This window comes from Faecalibacterium prausnitzii, assembly GCF_003324185.1.
GTDB lineage: Bacteria > Bacillota > Clostridia > Oscillospirales > Ruminococcaceae > Faecalibacterium > Faecalibacterium prausnitzii.
The window spans coordinates 35777-52069 of record NZ_PXUP01000009.1; the positions used below are offsets into that span (position 1 = coordinate 35777).

Here is a 16293-nt window from a genome sequence, read left to right on the forward strand (position 1 = left end):
ATTTTCCTTTCCCACAAAGAAAAACAAGTTTATTCCAACCCTTTGGTCTCTTCCAGACCCAGCATCAGATTCATGCACTGGACGGCGGCACCGGAGGAGCCCTTGCCCAGATTATCAAACAACGAGACCAGCATCATCTGATCTCCGGCGGCGTTCACGGTCAGGTACAGCTCCATGCGGTCGGTGCCCGCCATGGCATTGGAGTACAGGCCGTTTTCCGGCAGCGGCTCGTTCAGGCCGTGCACCTTGACGGTGGCGGCGTCCTTGTAGTAGTCCGCAAGGGCGGCAGCTACGGCTTCGGCAGTGGTGCCCGCAAGGCCAAGATCCAGCGGCACCAGCACCTGCATCCCGCAGTAGTAGTCACACACCACCGGCACGAACATCGGCGTGTGCGCAAGGCCGCTGATCTTCTGCATCTCCGGCAGGTGCTTGTGGCCAAGGCTCAGGCCGTAGCTTTTGGGCGCATCCAGCTTGCTGTGCGCTGGGCGGTCGGGGCTTTCGTAGTCCGCGATCATCTTTTTACCGCCGCCGGAGTAGCCGGAGATGCCGGTGCAGCTAAAGGGGTAGTCCTTTGCCACCAGCCCCAGCTCCACCAGTGGGCGGGCAATGCTGATAAAGCCGCTGGCATAGCAGCCGGGCACTGCCACGCGGTAAGAGTTCTGAATTTTTTCCTTCTGTCCCTTCAGCTCCGGGAAGCCGTAGTCCCATGCGGCGTCGGTGCGGAAGGCGGTGGAGGTGTCCAGCACCTTCACGTCCGGGCGCAGCAGGGGCATGACTTCTTTAGAAGCCGCATCCGGCAGGCAGAGGAAGGCAAGGTCGGCAGAATTGATGACCTTTGCCCGCTCGTGCACGTCCTTGCGCCCTTCGGCAGAGATGGACAGCAGCTCGATCTCCGGCCGGACTGCCAGACGGTCGGCGATGCGCAGGCCGGTGGTGCCGGAAGAGCCATCAATAAATACCTTTACCTTCATGCGTTTTCCTCCTCCCATGCGTCCAGCCGCGCCGTTGCCAGCGCGATCTGGCGCTGGACGCTGGCGGCGCTGGGGCCACCGTAGCTGGTGCGTCCCTCGCAGCAGTGCACAAGGTCGATGGCATCATAGATATCGTCCTCAAACAGCGGGCTGTAGGTCTGGAACTGGGTCAGGGTCAGCTCTTCCAGCGTTTTGTCGGCGGCAATGCAGTCCGACACCATGCAGCCGGTCAGCTTGTAGGCATCCCGGAAGGGCATTCCCTTCTTGGTCAGGTAGTCGGCGCAGTCGGTGGCGTTGATAAAGCCCTTTGCGGCGGCGCGGCGCATATTGGCGGGCAGGGTCTTCATGGTATCCAGCATGGGGGTGATGGTCTTGAGACAGAGTTCCAAGGTATCCACTGCATCAAAGATGGCTTCCTTGTCCTCCTGCATATCCTTGTTGTAGGCCAGCGGCAGGCCCTTCATCATCACCAGCAGGGTGTTCAGGTCGCCGTACACCCGGCCGGTCTTGCCGCGGATGAGTTCGGTCACGTCGGGGTTCTTCTTCTGGGGCATGATGGACGAGCCGGTGGTAAAGGCATCGTCCAGCTCGATGAACTTGAACTCCCAGCTGCACCACAGGATGATCTCCTCCGAAAGGCGGGACAGGTGCATCATGCAGATGGAGATGGCGCTTGCCAGCTCGATGCAGAAATCACGGTCAGACACGCCGTCCAGACTGTTGGCGCAGGGGGCGGCAAAGCCCAGCTTTTCGGCGGTGAAATCCCGGTCCAGCGGGTAGGTGGTGCCTGCCAGAGCGCCAGAGCCCAGCGGGCACTGGCTGTCCATGCGGGCGGTGGCGTCCGCAAAGCGGTCAAGGTCGCGCAGCAGCATGGAAGCGTAGGCCATCAGCGCGTGACCAAAGGTGATGGGCTGGGCGCGCTGCAGGTGGGTATAGCCGGGCATGACGGCGGCGGTATTCTCCGCAGCCTTTTTGCACAGCACCCGCACCAGCTCCACGATGTAAGCCTGCAGGGTCTTGCTGTAATCCCGCAAAGTCAGGCGGATATCCAGCGCCACCTGATCGTTGCGGCTGCGGCCGGTGTGCAGCCGCTTGCCCGCATCCCCGATGCGGGCGGTCAGGGTCTGCTCCACAAAGGTGTGCACGTCCTCGGCGGCGGGGTCGATGGTCAGCGCACCGCTGGACAGGTCGTCCGCGATGGAAGCCAGACCGCTGAGGATGTCCGCACAGTCCTGCTCCGAGATGATGCCCTGCCGTGCCAGCATGGCGGCATGGACGCCGCTGCCGCGCATATCCTGCGCGATCATCCGCTGGTCGAAGCGGATGGAGGAGTTGAAGTCGTTGACGCGGCTGTCCACCGCCTTGGAAAACCGACCCTTCCAGAGTTGTTCTGCCATAATATAAACTCCTTATAAAAACGGCAAAGCCGCCGCAGGGGAAAACGCTCCTGCGGCGGTGCCGCCGGCAACGATGCCGGTGTGAGAACCCGCGTGTGAAAGTGTGAAAACACACGCAGTCGAAAATGTTGCGATTACTTGACCTCCGGCCAGTTCTTGGACAGCTTTGCGCGCTCCTTGATGGACAGGCCGAACAGGTTGATGAAGCCGGTGGCATCGGACTGGTCGTAATCCTTATCGACGCCGAAGGAAGCGGTCTGCTCATCGTACAGGGTGTACGGAGAGGTCACACCGGCGTTGATCATGTTGCCCTTGTAGAGCTTCAGCTTGACATCGCCGGTCACAGTCTTCTCCAGGCTGTCGGCAAAGGCATCCAGTGCCTCGCGCAGCGGGGTGAACCACTGGCCGTTGTACACGATGTCGGCGTACTTCTGTGCCAGCTGTGCCTTGAAGTGAGCGCTCTCCTTATCCAGCGTAATGGTCTCCAGCACGTCGATGGCCTTGTACAGGATAGCGCCGCCGGGGGTCTCGTACACGCCGCGGCTCTTCATGCCCACCAGACGGTTCTCCACGATGTCCAGCAGACCGATGCCGTTTGCACCACCCAGCTTATTCAGGTACTCCACCAGCTCCACAGCGCCCATCTCCTTGCCGTCCACGGCAGTGGGGATGCCCTTTTCAAAGTGAATGGTCACATAGGTGGGAACATCGGGTGCCTGCTCGGGGCTGACACCCAGCTCCAGGAAGCCGGGCTTATTGTACTGGGGCTCGTTGGCGGGGTTCTCCAGATCCAGACCCTCGTGGCTCAGATGCCACAGGTTCTTGTCCTTGGAGTAGTTGGTCTCACGGTTGATCTTCAGGGGGATGTTGTGCGCCTCGGCGTAGTCGATCTCCTCGTCACGGCTCTCGATGTCCCACTCACGCCACGGAGCGATGATGGCCATATCCGGGCACAGTGCCTTGAGGGTCAGCTCAAAACGCACCTGATCGTTGCCCTTGCCGGTGCAGCCGTGGCAGATGGCATCTGCACCCTCCTTGATGGCGATATCAGCCAGTGCCTTGGCGATGCACGGACGTGCAAAGCTGGTGCCCAGCAGGTAGTCCTCGTACTTAGCGCCGAACTTCAGGGTGGGGAAGATGTAGTTCTCCACAAAGTCCTTCTTCAGGTCCAGCACATACAGCTTGGATGCGCCGGTAGCCTTGGCCTTTTCTTCCAGACCGTCCAGCTCGGTGCCCTGACCCACGTCACCGGAAACAGCAACGACCTCGCAGTTATTGTAGTTTTCCTTCAGCCAGGGAATGATGATGGAGGTATCCAGACCGCCGGAGTAAGCCAGCACAACTTTTTTGATGTTTTCCTTTTTCATGATAAACGCGCTCCTTTTAATAAAAATACACTTTTGTTCTCTGATGCGCATTTCCCTTCGCATCCTCTGTCTTTCGTTTGCGGTTGATGCTTTTATTATACGCAGCGCGGGTTTTCCGTCAATGCTAAAAACTGCCAAACATAGCGCCCGTTTCGCTTTTCTTTTGGTTTAATCTGTATCTTTATGCAAATATTTTTAAATATATGCGTATTTTATGCAATCTGAGTGTATTTTTTCATGGGATTTTGCGGGGACTCCCTCAGGCAAAGCCTGACGGCTTTGCCAGCTCCCTCGGGGAGGGAGCCTCTGGCGCGGCGGTAAAGTTTGCGGTCAAACCATAAATCTTATGGGTGCGCTAAAGCCTTCCCCCGGTCGGGGGAAGGTGGATGCGAACGCAGTGAGCAGACGGATGAGGGCGCAGGCAAGCAGCAGCTTACGGCAAATTACCCCTCATCCGGCGCTGCGCGCCACCTTCCCCCCAAGGGGGGAAGGCTTCAGCGGTAGCGGCAAACTTTGCGGTTTAGCCGGAAACTGTGCCGCCATGCCAAAGGCCCCATCCCAGAGGGGGCTGGCACGGCGCAGCCGTGACTGGGGGAGTTCATCCCCCCACAAACAAACCACCGGAGCATCCGCAGACGCTCCGGTGGTTTTACTATAACTATTTAGTTCAGCTTCAAATCGCCTTCCTTGATCCAGCCCAGCTTGCGCTCCACCGCGCAGAACACCACGCTGAGCACGGCGGGCAGCACAAAGCACAGCAGCACCATGGCAGCCCAGTCCATGGGGGTGATAGCGGCCTTGGTACCGGCGGCAATGTCGCTGACCCAGCCGGTGTAAACGCCGATCTGACCCACCAGACCGCAGGTGCCCATGCCGGAGGAGACCGCTGCGCCGTTCATCTCAAAGTGGAACAGGCAGGTAGCCAGCGGGCCGGTGATGGCACTGGCCAGCGTGGGGGCGATCCAGATGCGGGGGTTCTTGATGATGTTGCCCATCTGCAGCATACTGGTGCCCAGACCCTGACTGACAAGGCCGCCCACGCCGTTCTCCTTGTAGCTCATCACGGCAAAGCCCACCATCTGGGCGCAGCAGCCTGCCACGGCAGCGCCGCCTGCAAGGCCGGTCAGACCCAGTGCGGCGCAGATGGCAGCGGAGGAGATGGGCAGGGTCAGCGCCACGCCCACGATGACCGACACCAGAATGCCCATGACCAGCGGAGCCTGTTCGGTGGCCCACATGATCAGGGTGCCCACCTGACTTGCGGCTGCACCGATGGGGGCGGCGATGAGCATGGACAGCCCGACGCCCGCAAAGATGGTCACCAGCGGGGTGACAAGGATATCCACCTTGGTCTCCTTGCTCACGGCCTTGCCCAGCTCTGCCGCCACAATGGCGATGATGAGCACAGCCAGCGGGCCGCCTGCGCCGCCCAGCGCATTGGCCGAGTAGCCCACGGTGATCAGGCTGAACAGCACCAGCGGCGGGCAATGCAGTGCCCAGCCGATGGCGCAGGCCATGGCGGGGCCGCTCATGGCAGTGGCGTAGCCGCCCAGATCCACCAGCAGGGCAAGACCGGTCTGCTGACCCACCGTCTTGATGATGGTGCCGATCAGCAGGCTGGCGAACAGACCCTGTGCCATTGCGCCCAGCGCGTCAATGAGGTAACGCTGCGGAGAGATGACGATATCCTTCCGCGCCAAAAATTCTTTCAGCTTCGACATAAAACTTGCCTTTCTATCCAAAACAGATCGTTAAAGTTACGAACGTATGCCCTGTATCATACCATACACCTGTCAAGACAGCAAGGGGTTGCTGGAAAAAATGTGAAATTTCGGCTTTGTGCAATGTTCTGCCCCACCGGAACGTATTCCATTTGGAACATTTTCCGACACACTGCCCCGGTGGAGAATTTGTGTAGAAGCCCGCTGTGCCGTTGACTGCTCCCCGCGTGCGGGTGTATACTAGAGGAAACGTAAAGTTATCATCCGCCGTCCTTTTTATCCTGAATCCATGGGCGGCGTGGAATAAAAGCAGGCCCGCCCCGGGCAAGGGGGCAAAGACCCGGGCAGCGCTACGCTGCACCACCGGGAGATTCGGAGGCAGAGACGACAGATGAAAAAACGATTTGACCGATCCGGCACAGCCCGCCGCAAAGCGGCGGCAGCCGTTGCAGCGCTGACCATGGCGCTGGTTCTGGCTGTGGGCGGCGCAGGGGCAGCGACCCTGCTGTCTGCACAGCCGGAAACTTTGACCGTGGGCGCAGTCGTGCCCCACATCACCGCCGGGACGCCGCAGGCAAGCAGCCCGGCAGCGGCTGACCGGGAGGTTTGCACCGCCCCGGAAGCCGAGAGCATAGTGACCGCCGCCCCGGAGCCGGCAGCAGAAAGCGCCGCACAGCCGCAGCAGACTGCGCCCGCCCCGGAACAGACAGAAAAGCCGGAAACCACTGAAACCGCCCCGTCTGAACCGGAAGAAGCTGTTGAAACGCCGGAAACACCGGCACAGCCCGCTGAGGATACCGCCCTGGAAGAGGAAAACTCTCCCACACGGCTGCTGGAGGAGACCCCGGAGCTGGCCGCACAGGACCCGCAGGCTCCCGCAGCGGACGGCACCGCCCAGAACGATACCGCCAGCCAGCACACCCCGGAGGGCAGCGTGCTGCTGACCCCGGAGCAGATCCAGCAGGCACTGGATTCCGGCGCGCTGGAGGATGCCGAAGCGCAGTGCATCGACCTGACCGATGAAAACGGCTTTTTCCGGTGGCTGTTCAACTGGCTGTTCGGCACCAAAGACAGGGAAGAAGAGCCGGTGTACTCCGGCTGGCGCACCGAGAACGGCAAGACCTACTACTACGCGCAGGACACCAACAAAAAGGTCACCGGGCTGCGCTCCATTGACGGCAAGCTGTATTATTTCGATGCCAACGGCGTTAAACAGGACAATGTGACTTTTGGCATCGATGTGTCCAAGTATCAGTCCGGGCTGGACTGGAACAAGATCAAAAAATCCGGCGTGAGCTTCGTCATCATCCGCATCGGCTACCGGGGCTACGGTGCTGCGGGAAACCTGGTCAAGGACCCCATGTTCGAAGAGCACTTCACCAATGCCCGCAACGCGGGGTTGAAGGTTGGCGTGTATTTCTTTACGCAGGCCGTAAACGAGGCCGAAGCGCAGGAGGAGGCCGAGGGCTGCAACTGGGCGCTGAACGGCCGGATGCTGGACTACCCCATTTTCTATGACACCGAGGCTTCCACCGCCCCGGGCGGCACCGGCCGCGCCGACGGTCTGGGCGCTGAGGACCGCACCAAGTGCGCCATCGCCTTCTGCGAGCGGGTAAAGGAACTGGGCTACAAGCCCGGCGTGTACGCTTCCACCACATGGTACCGCAAGCGGGTGGATTATAACACCCTGCGCAGCCGCTACACCATCTGGAACGCCCACTACGGCGTCTCTTCCAGCCCCATCGGCTGCGATCTGTGGCAGGGCACCGAGAAAGCCCGCATCAACGGTTACAGCGGCGAGCTGGACGCCAATATCAGCTATATCGGGTAAAAGAGACTAAACACCCCCGGTCAGCGGCGCAAGCCCTGACCGGGGGTGTTTTTATCATACTTCCCTGTTTTTGTGCATAAGCTGGTGGCAGAGTATGCAAGCGCAAATGGCGGGGAGGCATGGGGATATGTTTGTGGTAACACTGAGCAAGACGAGCCTGAAAAAACTGGGAGCAGGGGCGGCGTGCTGCGCACTGGTGGTGTTCAGCGCCATGCTGGGGCGGTTCATCAGTACCCGGACGGTGGCGGTGGCTGCCCCGGTGAACCGTATCGAGAGCGCACAGGACATCCAGACATGGTTCACCGGCTACGGGCTGGAGGTGGACGGCGCGTCCATCACGGCGGATAAGGTCAAAATTCCCCGCAGGTGGGACGACAGCTTTTCCGCTTTCAACGGGGTGGTGCAGCAAAGCGGCATGGATCTTGCCCGCTACAAGGGCAAAACGGTGGAAAAATGGTCGGCGCTGCTCCCGGCGGCAAGCAACGGCGAGACCAGCCGCTACGGGGTGCTGCTGGTGTACAAAAAGAAAGCCGTGGGCGCGTATCTGCTGGAAAAGCCCTCCGGCACGGTGCTGGGGCTGCAGGACGCCCAGAACGAGCTGGCAAAGCAGACCTCCGGCGAGGATTACAGCGGCGACTGGGGCGAGCGGCACGACGAGCAGCTGACCAACAGCACCGCACAGCAGACTTCCGGCGAACCGGAGACAGAGCCCGAAGCCGCCCCGCAGGCAGCCCCCTACACCGAGCTGCCGCTGGACGCAGAAGGCTACCCCGTGGAATAGGGACGGCATCCGGGGGAAAAACGACCTTTTTTAAGCTCTTGTCCGGCAGTTGCACAAACTGCCTAGTTTTTACAAACGATTCGGCAAAAATTAGGCAAAACACGGATTTTTGTAGCATCCGTATGTTCAAATATAACAAAAAATTCTTGTAAAAATCGGCAATATGAAACGGTGCAAAAATACCGGGACGGGTTTATAATAGTAGTATACCAATCCCCATTGGCAAAGCCATGTTCCGGGGCTGAATGTGCAGTCCGGGCAGAGGGATCAAGTAAGGAGAAAATGATTATGAAGGAATTTCAGTACACTGTTAAGGATGCCTGCGGCATCCATGCCCGTCCCGCCGGTCTGCTGGTCAAGACCGTGAAGGGCTTTGCAAGCACCGCTACCCTCGAGAAGGACGGCAAGAGCTGCGATATGCGCAAGCTGATGGCTCTGATGGGCATGGGCGTCAAGCAGGGCGAGACCGTGACCATCAAGGTCGAAGGCGATGATGAAGAAGCAGCCGCAGAGGCCATCCAGAAGTTCCTGAGCGAGAACGTCTGAGCCGCGGCTTAAAAGCCGAGCCCTCGCGGGAAAACTGCGGGGGCTTTTTTGACAAAACGCCGGGCGCTGCACGCCCGGCTGTAAGTGGAAGGAGAACGTGCTATGCAGGTAGGCACCGGCAAGAGCGTGCTCAATGGCATCGCCATTGGCAAGCTGAAGATCTATAAGAAAAAAGATACCGCGATTTCCACCGCTCCTGTGGCAGATACTGCCGCAGAACTGGAGCGTTTTGAAGCTGCCCGCCAGAAGGCCATTGAGCAGCAGACCGCCCTGTACGAAAAGGCACTGGCAGAGGCCGGTGAGGACATCGCCGAGGTGTTCAACATCCACGCCATGATGCTGGATGACGACGACTTTGTGGATGCCATCAAGGAGATCATCAACGGGCAGAAGATGTGCGCCGAGTACGCCGTCAAGACCGCCGGCAACAATCAGGCTGCGGTGTTCTCTGCCATGGACGACCCGTATCTGCAGGCCCGCAGCGCGGATGTGCTGGACATTGCGCAGGCCATGCTGGACATTCTGCAGGGGGTGGACAACGCTTCCCTGCAGGGCACCGAGCCCAGCATTCTGGTAGCCGAGGATCTGGCTCCCTCCGAGACCGTGCGCATGGACAAGAGCCTGCTGCTGGGCTTTATCACCCGCGAGGGCAGCTCCAACAGCCACACCGCCATTCTGGCACGCAGCATGAACATCCCCGCCCTGATCCAGTGCAAGGATATTCAGGAGGACTGGGACGGCAAGATGGCTGTGGTGGACGGCTACAACGCCTGTGTGTATGTGGACCCCACCCCCGACCTGCTCAAGAGCCTGAAAAAGCGCCAGCAGGAGGACCAGAAAAAGCAGGCTCTGCTGCAGGAGCTGAAGGGCAAGCCCAACACCACGCTGGACGGCAAGACCATCAATGTGTTCGCCAACATCGGCGGCATGGGCGACGTGGGCGCAGTGCAGCAGAACGACGCCGGCGGCGTAGGTCTGTTCCGCACCGAGTTCGTCTACCTGAACTGCAAGGACTTCCCCACCGAGGACTACCAGTTCGAGGCTTACAAGCAGGTGGTGGAAAGCCTTGCACCCCGCAAGGTGGTGGTGCGCACCTGTGATATCGGCGCAGACAAGACCGTGGATTACATGAAGCTGGACCACGAGGACAACCCCGCACTGGGCTACCGCGCCATCCGCATCTGCCTGACCCGCAAGGACTTTTTCAAGACCCAGCTGCGCGCACTGCTGCGGGCTTCCGCCTACGGCAACATGAGCATCATGTTCCCCATGATCACCAGCCTGCGGGAGCTGCAGGACGCAAAGGCTGTTCTGGAAGAGTGCCGCGCCGAGCTGACCGCCGAGGGCGTCAAGATGGGGCAGAACATTGAAGTGGGCACCATGATCGAGACCCCCGCCGCCGTGCTCATCGCGGACGAGCTGGCCGCCGAGTGCGACTTCTTCTCCATCGGCACCAACGACCTGACCCAGTACACCTGCGCGCTGGACCGCCAGAACGCAAAGCTGGAGCCCTTCTTCAACCCCCATCACCCCGCCGTGCTGCGCGCCATCAAGATGACCATTGAAGCCGGTCACCGCCACGGCATCTGGGTGGGCATCTGCGGCGAGCTGGGCGCTGACACCGCCCTGACCGAGACCTTCCTGCGCATGGGCGTGGACGAGCTGTCCATGAACGCCAAGAGCATCCTGCCGGTGCGCAAGATCATCCGCAGCGTAGACCTGAGCAAGCCCTCTGAGAAGGCTTGAACCGCGGAAAAAATATTATTATAATTTGTGGCTCCGAAACGCCTGCGGGCGTTTCTGAGCCACTTTTTTCACAGAAGGGGTAACTCCCGGACAGGCAAACCTTGCCGCCACACAAAAAAGCTCCCCCTTTCGGGGGAGCTGGCACGCCGTAAGGCGTGACTGAGAGGGTTCGCGCAATGCGCATACCCAATCATTTCCGCTGTTCCAGCATGGTCTGGATGCGGGTCTTGGCGCGGTAATAGGTCACCCGCGCCCATGCGGCATTGTGGCCGAAAATCGCCCCGATGCGGTCAAAGGGCAGCTCGCCAAACACCCGCAGGCTGAACACCTCTTTGTAAGGCTCTTCCAGCGCGTGCAGACACTGATGCACCGTAAAGGCGGCATCCTTGTCCACCAGCAGCTGCGCGATATCCGGGCTGTCGGCGGCTTTTGTTTCGGCATCTTCCAGCGGGGCTGCGTGCTTTGCGCGGCGGCAGTGGTCGTAGTAGGCGTTGCGCGCCACCGTAAACAGCCACGCCCGCACATCCTGCTTGCCGTCATAGTCTTTCAGGCCATCCAGTGCCCGGAAAAAGTTCTCCTGCGTCAGCTCCTCGGCCAGCGCTTCGCTGCGGGTAAGTCCCTGCAAAAACAGGCAGACGTCCCGGAAGTAGAGCCGATAGATGGTTTCAATGTCCATAGGCATCACTCCGGCCATTCGACCTCATCCCATGCCGCAGGCTCGCTGCCCACTGCATACCATGTACCGTCCTGACCGTTGAACGCCGCCGTCATGTCCGCTGCATCCACCACCGCCGAGTGGTCAGTGCGCATCCATCCGGTGCTACGGAGCAGGTCTGTGTCCTTTTTCAACAGCTTGTCAAGGGTATCGTGCACCCACGGGATGCGGTAGCGGATGGCCTCGTAGTGCCAGTCGGCATGGGTCGGCTTCAGGTATACGTCCTCGGCGCGGGTCTCCAGCACCCAACCGTTTGCACCGTTTTCCGCCTGCTGGTAGTAAGCCTGCAATCGTGCATCAAAAAAGGATACCCGGTCGCAGGCGGTGTAGCCGTACCAGCCAAAGCCGCACACCGCCGCCAGCGCCAGCGCTGCCGCAAAGCTGCACAGCATGGTGCGCAGACGGCGGCGGTTCAGGCTGCTGCGGATGTTTTTCAGCGGTGCATCCGGCTGGGGTTCCGGCTGCACCGGCACCGGCTTTTCCATCTGTTCCAGCTCTGCACGGCAGGCAGGGCACGCTGCAAGGTGCTGCTCCACCAGCGCACTGCTGGCGGGGCTGGCAAGCTTTTCGGCGTACAGGGGCAGTAAGTCGCGGATCACGTCACATTCCAGCTTCATGGTCATTTCCTCCTTTGCGGGCTTTCGTGCGCCCTTTCACCCCAATAACGCACAAAGAGGAAAAACGTTACAGGTTTTTTCAAAAAACTCCCCCAGCCACGCAGAAGCGAAGACTGAGGGAGTTTGTTCAGTTTTCCTTCCAGAACAGCCCGCCGGAGGTCTGGAACAGCAGGCGCGGGTTCACGCTTCTGCTGCCCAGCTTGAAGTCCATGGTCAGCTCCTCGCCCAGTGCGCCCACAGCCTGTCCCTTTTCCACGGTCTGTCCCCTGCTGACCGAAAGCTCCTGCAAGCCGTACAGGTAGCTGCGCAGCCCGCAGCCGTGGTCGATGACCACCGTGTTGCCGGTAAGTTCCAGACTGCCCGCAAACACCACCGTGCCGTTGGCTGCGGCGCGGCAGGGCGCGCCCGGGATGGTGTACAGCTTTGTGGAGTTGGAGCGGCTGCCCTGCTGGCCGTTCGTTACCTTGATTTGCCCGTAGTCCACCAAGGTCATGGAGTCCTCAGCCGGGGGCACAAAGCCGCCCTGCCACTGCTTGGCGGTGACGGCAGCCTCGTACAGCGGCCAGATGGCACTGCGGAACTGGGCGTTGGCGCTCTCCGCAGCCGGTTCTTCGGCTTCCACCTCCACCGTGCCGAAGTCCTTCGGCAGCACGGTCAGGGTGCGGGTGATGGTCTCGCCGTTCACCGTGATGTTTATCTCGTGCCCGCCGGAGGAGGCGTTATAGGCTGCCGGGATATAGGCGCGCCAGCCCTCGGCGGCGCGCACGCACTGCACGCTGCCAAGGTCGGTCTCGATGGTGGGCACGGCGTCTCCGGTCATGCCGGAGATGCGCACGCCTACCGTGCCGCCCTGCTCCACCCGCTCGGCGGAAAGCTCCACCTCCGCACTGGCCTGCAGGGTGAACCGGAAGCTGTACCGGTACCAGCCGGTGGGCTTTGCGGGGCGCTCCAGACCTAAGTTTTTGCGCAGCTGTCCGGTGCTGCCGCCCTCGAACTGGGTGATGACCCCGCCCTTGGGCACACGCCACGCGGTCAGCTCCGCCTTATACTCGCCGTTCGCAGGGAAGAGGAAGTTCTGGTACTCCCCCGCGCTGCCCGCAAACAGCACATCCCCCGCCGCATTCTGGATGGTCAGGGCGGTGTAGCAGGTCCACTCCGGCAAGGCAAGTTCCGGGTGAGCGGTGTACAGCACACCCAGCTTCTGCACACTCAGGGTGGCGGGGCTGGCGAACACCTTATCCAGCTGACCACCCAGCAACGGCACCTGCCAGCAGGAGCCGTTGGCTTCCAGCGCCTGCCCGCCGAACTGTGCCGCACCGTCCGGACAGCCGCCCTCGGTGGTAAAGGCATAGCTTACCCCCATCACAGCCGCCAGCAGCACCACCACACCCAGCGCCACACTGATGATCCAGAGCAAAAAACGCTTCATGTTCCTTCTCCTTATGTACAAAAAGGGCGCACCGGGGCAAGTCCGTTCAGACAGACTGCTCCGTGCGCCCCGATGTGCTCATCTTCCCGGCAGTTTCCGGTATTTCAGGGAATTATTCTGCGTCGGTCTCGTCCTCGGCAGCGGCTTCCTCCGGCTCTACGGTTTCTGCGTCATCCTCGCCGAACAGCAGACGCTCGTATTCGTCCAGCTCCTTCTCGCGGCGGTTCAGGTAAAGTGCCACAGCAGCCAGCGCACCAGCCACAGCAGCCAGAACGGCGATCACAGCGACCAAGCAAGATTTTTTCATAGATTCAGTACACTCCTTTTTGCAGTTGAAACGTTGTTTCAGCTTGATTTTTCCAGCGGGCGTCCCGCAAAAGGATCTTGATGCAAACGGCGATCAGCGCCGCTTTGTAGCTTTTATTATACCCGTTCCCGCCCAAAATTACAACCGTTGCACCCCAATTTTCACGCCCCGAAAGTGCTGCGGGGCGCAGTTTGGGCAGTGTGCCGGTTTTGGCGCGGTGCTTTTCGGCAGAATGCCAATATCACAGCAGCAGCGGCTTATATGCTCGGAACGCCCCGGGCAGGGTGTAGGTGGTGCGCAGCTGCTCCCGGCTTGCCCAGACATAGCCTGCCGGGGCACTCTGCACCGGAACGTGCAGCTGTACCCCGGACATGAGCCACTCGATGTGGGTAAAGATGTGCTTTGCGGCGGGCAGGGCGGCGGGAGCTGCCGTGCCGGTGTCCAGCCCCAGTGCCGCAAGCCGCGCCAGCACCTCGGCCTGCAAAAGATGCTCGCCCTCCCACAAGACCGGCTGCCACAGCCCGGCCAGCAGGCCTTTTTCCGGCCGCTGCTGCACCAGAAAGCCCGCCGGGCTTTCCACCAGTGCCAGCGTTACCGGCACAATCTTGCGGGGCTTTGGCTTTGCCTTTTGGGGCAGCTGGGCGGTGGTGCCCGCCGCCCGGGCAAGGCAGAGCGCCGCCAGCGGGCACTGTCCGCACAGGGGTGCGCCGTTGGGTACGCAGACCAGCGCACCCAGCTCCATCAGCGCCTGATTGTAGTCCCCGGCCTTTTCCGGCGGCTGATGCTCCATGACCCGGGCGGTAAAGGCCTTTTTTACCGCCGGTTCTGTAATCACACCCGGGTCATTATACAGACGGGAAAACACCCGCAGCACATTGCCGTCCACGGCGGGCACGGGAAGTCCGAAGCTGATGGATGCGATGGCTCCGGCGGTGTACTCCCCGATGCCGGGCAAAGCAAGCAGGGCGGCGTAGTCGGCGGGCAGCTGCCCGCCGTACTGCGCACAGACGAGCTTTGCGGCCTTTTGCAGGTTGCGCACCCGGCTGTAATAGCCCAGCCCCTCCCACAGCTTATGCAGCTTTTCTTCCTCGCAGGCGGCAAGCGCCGGGATATCCGGCAGCGCTTCCAGAAAGCGGTAGTAATACGGCAGCACCGCCGACACTCGGGTCTGCTGCAGCATCACCTCACTGAGCCACACATGGTAGGGGGTGGGGTCCTCCCGGAAGGGCAGGCTGCGGCGGTTCTTGTAAAACCACTCCAGCAGGGCAGGCGAAATGTTTTCCACTTGTTTTGTGCTCCTTGTTGAAAAATAAAGAACTAAGAAAGCCGCCGCAAAGGCGGCGGCTTTCTTGATTACAGTATGCGTGCTTCTCAGAAGCCGTATGCGGTGCGGGGGAAGGGCAGCACGTCACGGATGTTCTGGATGCCGGTGAGGTACATGATCATGCGCTCAAAGCCCAAGCCGTAGCCTGCGTGCTCCACGCCGCCGAACTTGCGCAGATTCAGGTACCACTCGTAGTTGGTCTTGTCCATGCCCAGCTCGTCCATGCGAGCCACCAGCTTGCCGTAGTCCTCTTCACGCTGGCTGCCGCCGATCAGCTCGCCGATGCCGGGCACCAGCATATCTGCTGCTGCCACAGTCTTACCGTCGGCATTCTGCTTCATGTAGAAGCTCTTGATCTCCTTGGGGTAGTCGGTGACAAAGACCGGCTTCTTGAACACCACCTCGGTCAGGTAGCGCTCGTGCTCGGTCTGGATATCCACGCCCCACTCCACGGGGTACTGGAACTTCTTGTTGTTCTTTTCCAAGATCTCAATGGCTTCGGTGTAGCTGATGCGGCCGAACTCGCTGTTTGCCACCAGCTCCAGACGCTCGACAAGACCCTTGTCGATGAACTGGTTGAAGAAGGCCATCTCGTCCGGGCAGTTGTCCAGCACATAGCGGATGACGTACTTGATCATAGCTTCGGCGTTGTCCATATAGCCGTTCAGGTCGCAGAAGGCCATCTCCGGCTCGATCATCCAGAACTCCGCAGCGTGGCGGGTGGTAAAGCTCTTCTCGGCGCGGAAGGTGGGGCCAAAGGTGTAAACCTTGCCAAAGGCCATCGCCATGGCCTCGGCTTCCAGCTGACCGGAAACGGTCAGGTTGACCGGCTTTTCAAAGAAGTCCTTGCTGTAATCCACAGCGCCATCCTCGGTCTTGGGCACATTGTCCAGATCCAGTGTAGTCACGCGGAACATCTCGCCTGCACCCTCGCAGTCGGAGGCGGTGATCAGCGGAGAGTGGGCGTAGACAAAGCCGTTCTCCTGGAAAAACTTGTGGATGGCATAGGCAGCCACGCTGCGCACGCGGAAAGCGGCGTTGAAGGTGTTGGTGCGGGGACGCAGGGTGGGCATGGTGCGCAGATACTCCATGCTCATCTTCTTTTTCTGCAGGGGGTACTCGTCGGCGGGGCAGTCGCCCAAGATCTCCACGCTCTCGGCGTTCAGCTCAAAGGGCTGCTTTGCCTGCGGGGTGAGCACCAGCTTGCCCTTGATGCGCAGGCTGCTGTACAGACCGGTGTGGATGACTTCATCGTAGTTTGCCAGCTTACCGGCTTCCAGCACGACCTGCAGGGTCTTGAAGCAGCCGCCGTCCGACAGGGCGATGAAGCCGATGTTCTTGGAGTCGCGGATGTTCTTTGCCCAGCCGCAGACGGTGATCTCGGTGCCGTCTGCCGGGGTGTTCTTGAACAGCGAAAGGATCTCGGTACGTTCCATAGTAGTTCTCCTTTATAAACAAAAAAGACAGCTTTTGCCCTGAAAGTTCAGGGCGAACAAGCTGTCTTGTAATGTCCGCGGTGCCACCTGAATTACCGGAAGTGT

Annotated in this window: 14 protein-coding genes and 1 other annotated feature (1 of these 15 running past the window's edge); of the genes, 4 read left to right on the forward strand and 10 right to left on the reverse strand. The window is 60.4% G+C overall.

What is annotated here, in order from left to right:
• Window positions 1-29: 29 nt before the first annotated feature.
• The 4 genes from argC to C7J97_RS07485 all read right to left on the reverse strand — a co-directional run bounded on the left by argC (window position 30) and on the right by C7J97_RS07485 (window position 5456).
• Window positions 30-971, reverse strand: a complete 942-nt coding sequence (gene argC / locus C7J97_RS07470) for an N-acetyl-gamma-glutamyl-phosphate reductase (protein ID WP_113992467.1) — start codon at window positions 969-971, stop codon at window positions 30-32.
• The gene (argH, locus tag C7J97_RS07475; protein WP_113992468.1) at window positions 968-2368 is read right to left on the reverse strand and encodes an argininosuccinate lyase; all 1401 of its coding nucleotides are present in this window, start codon (window positions 2366-2368) and stop codon (window positions 968-970) included. Before argH ends, argC begins: the two co-directional genes overlap by 4 nt.
• A 134-nt stretch (window positions 2369-2502) precedes the next feature.
• Window positions 2503-3735 carry an argininosuccinate synthase gene (locus tag C7J97_RS07480; RefSeq protein WP_113992469.1) on the reverse strand — a complete coding sequence of 411 codons (1233 nt, stop codon included), beginning with the start codon at window positions 3733-3735 and terminating at the stop codon, window positions 2503-2505.
• 662 nt (window positions 3736-4397) lie between these two features.
• Window positions 4398-5456 (reverse strand): PTS sugar transporter subunit IIC, encoded by a 1059-nt coding sequence (locus C7J97_RS07485; protein ID WP_113992470.1) that lies wholly within the window; start codon window positions 5454-5456, stop codon window positions 4398-4400.
• Between the two features lie 391 nt (window positions 5457-5847).
• On the opposite strand from C7J97_RS07485, the gene C7J97_RS07490 reads away from it, so the two are divergent.
• From C7J97_RS07490 to ptsP, 4 genes are all read left to right on the forward strand, one after another.
• Entirely contained in the window at window positions 5848-7287 is a 1440-nt protein-coding gene (locus C7J97_RS07490) for a GH25 family lysozyme (protein ID WP_113992471.1), read from the forward strand.
• 127 nt (window positions 7288-7414) lie between these two features.
• Window positions 7415-8068: a DUF4830 domain-containing protein gene (locus C7J97_RS07495; RefSeq protein ID WP_113992472.1), complete on the forward strand. Its 654-nt coding sequence runs from the start codon at window positions 7415-7417 to the stop codon at window positions 8066-8068.
• Window positions 8069-8350: 282 nt separating this feature from the next.
• Entirely contained in the window at window positions 8351-8614 is a 264-nt protein-coding gene (locus C7J97_RS07500) for an HPr family phosphocarrier protein (RefSeq protein WP_112091379.1), read from the forward strand.
• Window positions 8615-8716: 102 nt separating this feature from the next.
• Window positions 8717-10360 (forward strand): phosphoenolpyruvate--protein phosphotransferase, encoded by a 1644-nt coding sequence (ptsP, locus tag C7J97_RS07505; protein ID WP_113992473.1) that lies wholly within the window; start codon window positions 8717-8719, stop codon window positions 10358-10360.
• A gap of 190 nt (window positions 10361-10550) precedes the next feature.
• On the opposite strand, the gene C7J97_RS07510 is transcribed toward ptsP, so the two are convergent.
• The 6 genes from C7J97_RS07510 to asnS all read right to left on the reverse strand — a co-directional run bounded on the left by C7J97_RS07510 (window position 10551) and on the right by asnS (window position 16188).
• Window positions 10551-11036, reverse strand: a complete 486-nt coding sequence (locus C7J97_RS07510; RefSeq protein ID WP_113992474.1) for an RNA polymerase sigma factor — start codon at window positions 11034-11036, stop codon at window positions 10551-10553.
• 5 nt (window positions 11037-11041) lie between these two features.
• Window positions 11042-11692, reverse strand: coding sequence for a zf-HC2 domain-containing protein (locus tag C7J97_RS07515; RefSeq protein ID WP_242983465.1), 651 nt, complete (start codon window positions 11690-11692; stop codon window positions 11042-11044).
• Window positions 11693-11819: 127 nt separating this feature from the next.
• Window positions 11820-13121, reverse strand: coding sequence for a murein hydrolase activator EnvC family protein (locus C7J97_RS07520; RefSeq protein WP_113992476.1), 1302 nt, complete (start codon window positions 13119-13121; stop codon window positions 11820-11822).
• Window positions 13122-13233: 112 nt separating this feature from the next.
• On the reverse strand, window positions 13234-13428 hold the full coding sequence (locus C7J97_RS07525; protein WP_113621577.1) for a phosphatase: 195 nt from the start codon (window positions 13426-13428) through the stop codon (window positions 13234-13236).
• Window positions 13429-13669: 241 nt separating this feature from the next.
• On the reverse strand, window positions 13670-14713 hold the full coding sequence (gene mutY / locus C7J97_RS07530) for an A/G-specific adenine glycosylase (protein WP_113992477.1): 1044 nt from the start codon (window positions 14711-14713) through the stop codon (window positions 13670-13672).
• Between the two features lie 86 nt (window positions 14714-14799).
• A complete protein-coding gene (gene asnS / locus C7J97_RS07535) occupies window positions 14800-16188 on the reverse strand; it encodes an asparagine--tRNA ligase (RefSeq protein WP_113992478.1) in 1389 nt (462 codons plus the stop codon).
• 45 nt (window positions 16189-16233) lie between these two features.
• Window positions 16234-16293, reverse strand: a binding site (T-box leader) (it continues 202 nt past the right edge of the window).

Coding starts and splice junctions, on each gene's coding strand:
- C7J97_RS07485 (WP_113992470.1), bottom strand. CDS start 5,456: ATGTCGAAGCTGAAAGAATTTTTGGCGCGGAAGGATATCGTCATCTCT.
- C7J97_RS07520 (WP_113992476.1), bottom strand. CDS start 13,121: ATGAAGCGTTTTTTGCTCTGGATCATCAGTGTGGCGCTGGGTGTGGTG.
- C7J97_RS07500 (WP_112091379.1), top strand. CDS start 8,351: ATGATTATGAAGGAATTTCAGTACACTGTTAAGGATGCCTGCGGCATC.
- C7J97_RS07490 (WP_113992471.1), top strand. CDS start 5,848: ATGAAAAAACGATTTGACCGATCCGGCACAGCCCGCCGCAAAGCGGCG.
- ptsP (WP_113992473.1), top strand. CDS start 8,717: ATGCAGGTAGGCACCGGCAAGAGCGTGCTCAATGGCATCGCCATTGGC.
- C7J97_RS07480 (WP_113992469.1), bottom strand. CDS start 3,735: ATGAAAAAGGAAAACATCAAAAAAGTTGTGCTGGCTTACTCCGGCGGT.
- C7J97_RS07525 (WP_113621577.1), bottom strand. CDS start 13,428: ATGAAAAAATCTTGCTTGGTCGCTGTGATCGCCGTTCTGGCTGCTGTG.
- asnS (WP_113992478.1), bottom strand. CDS start 16,188: ATGGAACGTACCGAGATCCTTTCGCTGTTCAAGAACACCCCGGCAGAC.
- C7J97_RS07495 (WP_113992472.1), top strand. CDS start 7,415: ATGTTTGTGGTAACACTGAGCAAGACGAGCCTGAAAAAACTGGGAGCA.
- C7J97_RS07510 (WP_113992474.1), bottom strand. CDS start 11,036: ATGGACATTGAAACCATCTATCGGCTCTACTTCCGGGACGTCTGCCTG.
- C7J97_RS07515 (WP_242983465.1), bottom strand. CDS start 11,692: ATGAAGCTGGAATGTGACGTGATCCGCGACTTACTGCCCCTGTACGCC.
- argC (WP_113992467.1), bottom strand. CDS start 971: ATGAAGGTAAAGGTATTTATTGATGGCTCTTCCGGCACCACCGGCCTG.
- argH (WP_113992468.1), bottom strand. CDS start 2,368: ATGGCAGAACAACTCTGGAAGGGTCGGTTTTCCAAGGCGGTGGACAGC.